This window comes from Streptomyces milbemycinicus (genome assembly GCF_002154605.1).
In the GTDB taxonomy this organism is placed as follows: domain Bacteria; phylum Actinomycetota; class Actinomycetes; order Streptomycetales; family Streptomycetaceae; genus Streptomyces; species Streptomyces milbemycinicus.
Genome location: NZ_MUNE01000029.1, coordinates 1 through 5376, shown reverse-complemented (window position 1 = coordinate 5376; position 5376 = coordinate 1). Strand labels below are relative to the sequence as shown.

Annotated in this window: 3 protein-coding genes; all 3 read right to left on the bottom strand. The window is 75.6% G+C overall.

The annotated features are described in order from the left end of the window. On the bottom strand, positions 1-769 hold a 769-nt coding region (locus CCN51_RS02280; RefSeq protein WP_143675707.1), incomplete at its 3' end, for an alpha/beta fold hydrolase. A gap of 161 nt (positions 770-930) precedes the next feature. Further along, entirely contained in the window at positions 931-2202 is a 1272-nt protein-coding gene (locus CCN51_RS02275; protein WP_014178444.1) for a DNA polymerase III subunit delta', read from the bottom strand. An 85-nt stretch (positions 2203-2287) separates the two neighbouring features. Then, on the bottom strand, positions 2288-5376 hold a 3089-nt coding region (tmk, locus tag CCN51_RS02270; RefSeq protein WP_086859210.1), incomplete at its 5' end, for a dTMP kinase.

The window sequence follows — 5376 nt, the reverse complement described above, 5'->3', positions numbered from 1 at the left end:
GCCGACCTCTTCCCGCGCCGTGTCGGCCGCCTCGTCCTCGACGGCGCGGGAAGAGGTCGGCGTAGGTCGCGCCGAGGAAGGTGCCGTACGAGGCGCCGACGTAGGTGAGCTTCCGGTCGCCCAGGACCTCCCGCAGCAGGTCCATGTCGCGCGCCGCCTCCACGGTGGAGACATGGCCGAGGATTTCGCCCGAACGGGCCGCGCAGCCGCGCGCGAACTTCTGGTACGAGGCGACAAGGCTGCGGGTCTCGGCGGGAGCGTCAGGGGTCTGGTCGGTCTGGGTGAAGGCGTCCATCTGCTTGTCGCCCAGACAGGTGATGGGCTCACTGGCGGCCACCCCGCGCGGGTCCATGGCCACCAGGTCGTAGCGGGCGCGGACCCGGGCCGGGTAGCCGATGCCCGCGTAGCTCTGCAGATAGTCGATGGCGGAGCCGCCCGGACCGCCGGGGTTGACCATGAGAGAGCCGAGCCGCTTGCCGGGGCCACTGGCCTTCTTGCGGGAGACCGCGAGCTTCAGGTCGTGGCCGTCGTCGGGCCGGGCGTAGTCCAGCGGGGCCTTCAGCGTGGCGCACTCGAAGCCTGCGCCCCCGCGGCATTCGTGCCAGCTCAGCTTCTGCTCGTAGTACGCCGCGAGGGCGGCCCGGGTCGCCGCTTTCGTCGGCGATGCGGTGCGCGGCGAGGCGGCGCCGGAGGTGCAGCCGGCGAGCAGCAGGGCGACGGCCGCGAAGGCGGCGCCGATGGCTCGGAGCGTGCTGCGGCTGATATCCATCGGCAGTCCTCGGTTCGGTCGGATATCCGGAGCGTAGCCGCACAGACGCGTTCCGTGCTCATTTGTGGACACGCCTGTGGATGACGCCTGTGGACAGAGGAGCATTCGTAGGACAGTCGTACGGGTGAGCGCGGGGCGGGGGTGTCGGGGGTGCCGCGGGCTCAGCCCGCGCGCAGCGCCATGGTCATCGCCTCGACCGCAAGCAACGGCGCCACATTGCGGTCCAGCGCCTCACGGCAGGCCCTGACCGCCTCTATCCGGCGCAGCGTCCGCTCCGGCTTGGAGCCGGCCGCGATCCGCTCCAGCGCGTCCTGGACGTCGGTGTTGGCGAGGGCCGTACGCGAGCCGAACTGGAGCGCGAGCACATCCCGGTAGAAGCCCGCGAGGTCGGTGAGGGCGAGGTCGAGGCTGTCGCGCTGGGTGCGGGTCGCGCGGCGCTTCTGGCGGTCCTGGAGATCCTTCATCGCCCCGGCGGTGCCGCGCGGGAGCCGTCCGCCCGTCCCGGCGGCGGCCCCCAGGGCGGCGCGCAGCTCCTCGGTCTCCTTGGCGTCGGTCTCCTCCGCGACCTGCTTGGCGTCCTCGGACGCGGCGTCCACCAGCTCCTGGGCGGCCTTCAGGCAGCCGCCCACGTCGTCGATCCGCAGGGGCAGCTTGAGCACCGACGCACGGCGGGCCCGCGCCCGCTCGTCGGTGGCCAGCCGGTGGGCCCGGTCGATATGTCCCTGGGTAGCGCGGGCGACGGAGGCGGCGAGCTCGGGCTCGATGCCGTCCCGGCGGACGAGGAGGTCGGCGACGGCGTCCACCGGCGGCGTGCGGAGGGTCAGCAGCCGGCAGCGGGAGCGGATCGTGGGCAGCACGTCCTCCAGGGAGGGCGTGCACAGCAGCCACACCGTACGGGGCGCGGGCTCCTCGACGGCCTTCAGCAGAACGTTTCCCGCGCCCTCGGTCAGGCGGTCGGCGTCCTCCAGGACGATCACCTGCCAGCGGCCGCCGGCCGGTGAGAGCTGGGCGCGGCGGACGAGGTCACGGGTCTCCTTCACACCGATGCTCAGCTGGTCCGTACGCACCACCTCGACATCGGCGTGCGTCCCGATCAGTGCGGTGTGACAACCGTCACAGAAGCCGCAGCCGGGGGCGCCGCCCAGCGCCCGGTCGGGGCTGACGCACTGGAGCGCGGCGGCGAAGGCGCGGGCGGCGGCGGCACGGCCGGAGCCGGGCGGGCCGGTGAACAGCCAGGCGTGGGTCATCTTCGACGCGGCGGGGGGCGCCTCGGCCGTGCCGGGCGAGGCAGACGGCTCGCTCCCGGCGCCGGCCGACTTGCGTTCAGATGCTGCGGACGCGGTGGCCGTGACCAGCGCGTCCGCGTCGCGCGCGGCAGCGGTCAGCTGGCTCGCCACCCGGTCCTGTCCGACCAGGTCGTCCCACACCGCCATGACCGCCTCCGCCGCTCGTCCCTACGGCATCCCATTGTGGGCCACCCCGCCGACACACACGGACAGCGCGGGTGGCCCCACCAGGTCAGCGGCGGCGCCCGTCCTCGTCGTCACGCGGGCCCAGCAGCTCGTCGGCCAGCGTCGGCAGATCGTCCAGCGGGGTCTCCTCCGCCCACTCCGGACGGCGGCGCTGCCGGGGGCGGCTCGACGGCGCGGGCTCGGCCTGGCGGGGCGGCTGCCCCTCGCCGAACTGCGGGAGCTCACGGGTGCGCTCGTTCCCCTGCTCACCGCCCTGGCCACCCTGGCCCCCCTGCCGCTCCTCCGGCCGGAACAGCCACGGCGGCACCCGATCGGCCGGGTCGCCGGACCGGGGCTCGGCGGACCGGGGCTCGGTGGTTCGGGACTCGGCCGTTCCGGAGTCCGCGGGCCGGTCGTCCCGTACGGGCGGCAGGACGGCCGTCTCGTCGGCCGCGCCCGCCGGCGGAGCGGACGGCGCAGGCGGCATCGGCAGTACGGCCGTCTCCTCCGCGTCCGAGCCGCCCTGCGGCCGTACGGGCGGCAGCACGGCCGTCGCGTCGGCGTCCGCGGCCCCTTCGCCGGGGCGGGCGCTCCGGGGGTCGACGCGCGGCGTCTGGACGGTATCCGCCGTGTCCGCGTCTTCGGCCGGGGCGGAGGCCGGCGGCGGGACCGCGGCCGGGGTCTCGACGGTCGGCGCGTCAGAACCCGCGGAATCGCTCACGACGGGGGAAGCGGACGACGTGCTCGCGGAGCGGGACGCGCCCGCCTCCGCCGCCAGCCGCGCCTGCTCGGCCCGCAGCAGCGCCTCCTCCGCCTTGCGCTGCTCCTCCAGGCGGCGCTCCTCCGCCTCCGCCCGCAGCCGGGCCTCCTCCTCGGCCTCGCGGCGGCGCCGCTCCTCCTCGGCGGCGCGAGCCCGGTCCTCGGCCTCGATGCGCTTGCGCTCCTCTTCGGCGCGCCGACGGGCGTCCTCGGCCCGCTTACGGGCCTCCTCCGCCTGCCGCTCGGCCTCGCGCTGCCGGGCCTCCTCCAGCTCGCGGCGCTTACGCTCCTCTTCCTCGGCGCGCGCCTTGGCGAGGGCTTCCTGCCGCTCGCGCTCCAGCCGCTCCTCCTCCGCCTTGCGGCGGGCCTCCTCCTCGGCCTTGCGGCGCGCTTCTTCCTCGGCCTTGCGCCGGGCCTCCTCCTGGGCCTTCACCTCCGCCTCGGACAGCGGCAGCACCAGGTCCAGGCGGTGGCGTACGACGGCGGTGACGGCCTCGGGCAGCTGACCGGCGTCGACGACGAGGTAGCGGGCCGGGTCGGCGGCCGCGAGGGTCAGGAATCCGTTCCGTACCCGCTGGTGGAACTCGGCGGGCTCGGACTCGAGCCGGTCCGGGGCCTCGGTGAAACGCTCCCGCGCGGTCTCCGGCGCGACGTCGAGCAGCACGGTCAGATGCGGCACGAGGCCGTTGGTCGCCCAGCGCGAGATGCGGGCGATCTCGGTCGGGGCGAGGTCGCGGCCCGCGCCCTGGTAGGCGACGGACGAGTCGATGTAGCGGTCCGAGATGACGACCGCGCCGCGCTCCAGCGCCGGGCGGACCACGGAGTCGACGTGCTCGGCGCGGTCGGCCGCGTACAGCAGCGCCTCGGCCCGGTGCGAGATCCCGGCCGAGGAGACGTCGAGCAGGATCGAGCGGAGCCGCTTGCCGATGGCGGTCGCGCCCGGCTCGCGGGTCACCACGACCTCGTGGCCCTTGCCCCTTATCCACTCCGCGAGCGCTTCGACCTGGGTGGTCTTGCCCGCTCCGTCGCCGCCCTCGACGACGATGAAGAAGCCGGTCCCGGCCGGTGCCTCCACGGGGTCGGCGCCGCGCAGCGCCTCGCGCAGATCGTGCCGCAGCGGCACGCCCTGGCGGTCGTCGGTCTTGCCGAGAACGAGGGCGGCGACGGGCAGCAGCAGCGCGCCGACGAGCATGAGGGTGAAGGCCGCGCCACCGTGGGCGAAGACGAAGTCGCCACTGCCCAGCCGGTGCGGTCCGATCGCGGCGGCCAGCAGCGGGGCGGCGACCGCGCCGAGCCCGACGAAGACGCGGACGACGGCGTGCAGGTGCTCCGTCGTACGGGCCCGGCGGGACTCCTCGCTCTCCTGGTCGAGCAGGGTGTGGCCGATGTTGGCGGCGATCCCCGCCGAGACCCCGGCTACCACGACGATCAGCACCACGGTCGTGGCGTCGTGGACCAGGCCCGCGACCAGCAGCGACAGCCCGGTCAGCGCAATCGCCAGCGCGAGCAGGCGGCGCCGGGACAGCCCGGGCAGAACCTTGGGGGCCCAGCGGATGCCGACGGCCGGGCCGCCGCTGAGGGCCAGGACGAGCAGCGAGAAGCCGGCCGGCCCGCCGCCGAGGTCGACCGCCTGCAGCGCGGCCACGCCCACGGCGGCGGCGACCGCGGCCGCGACGGCGGCGCAGGCGAGGACCAGCAGCGGGATGGCGCCGGTGCGGCCCTTGTCGGGGCCGGAGCCGGACGCGGCGCGCGGGCGGCGCAGCCCCTCCAGGGGGGAGCGCGTGCGGGGGGTCTGCACGCCGGGCAGCTCGACGAAGTACAGGATCGACACGGATGCGGAGAACAGCCCGGCGCCGACGTACGAGCCCAGGGCCGCCTGGTGGCCGTCGAACCACACGACGCCGGTGGCCAGCAGCCTGGCGACGAGCGTGGCGACGAGCAGCGCGGCGGCCGCGATGGGCAGCGTGACGAAGTTCGTACGGAGCCACAGCCGGCGCAGCGCGTCGAGGTGGTCGGGCAGCGGGCGGACGGCCGCGCCCTCGGCGGGCGGGGCCGGGAGCAGCCCGGGCGCCGCGCCGTCCTTGGCCACGGTCCACATCCGCTCGGCGACGCCGATGACGAAGGTGGTGATGAGCAGCCAGGCGACGGCGTCGTCGGGGGTCCAGTCGATCCACAGCGGGGCGACGACGAGCAGCGCCATCCGCACCGCGTCCGCACCGATCATGGTCCAGCGGCGGTCCAGCGGGCCCGACGGCCCGACCAGCGCGGACAGCGGGCCGAGCAGCACCGCCCCGAACAGCAGCGTCGCCAGCAGCCGCACGCCCAGGACGGCCGCGACGGCAAAGGCCGCGCCACGGTAGCCGTCGCCGAAGGCGCCCGTCGCGACGGATGCCTGCA

Excerpts from the sequence above, each read along its gene's own strand:
- CCN51_RS02275 (WP_014178444.1), bottom strand. The coding sequence starts at position 2,202 with ATGGCGGTGTGGGACGACCTGGTCGGACAGGACCGGGTGGCGAGCCAG.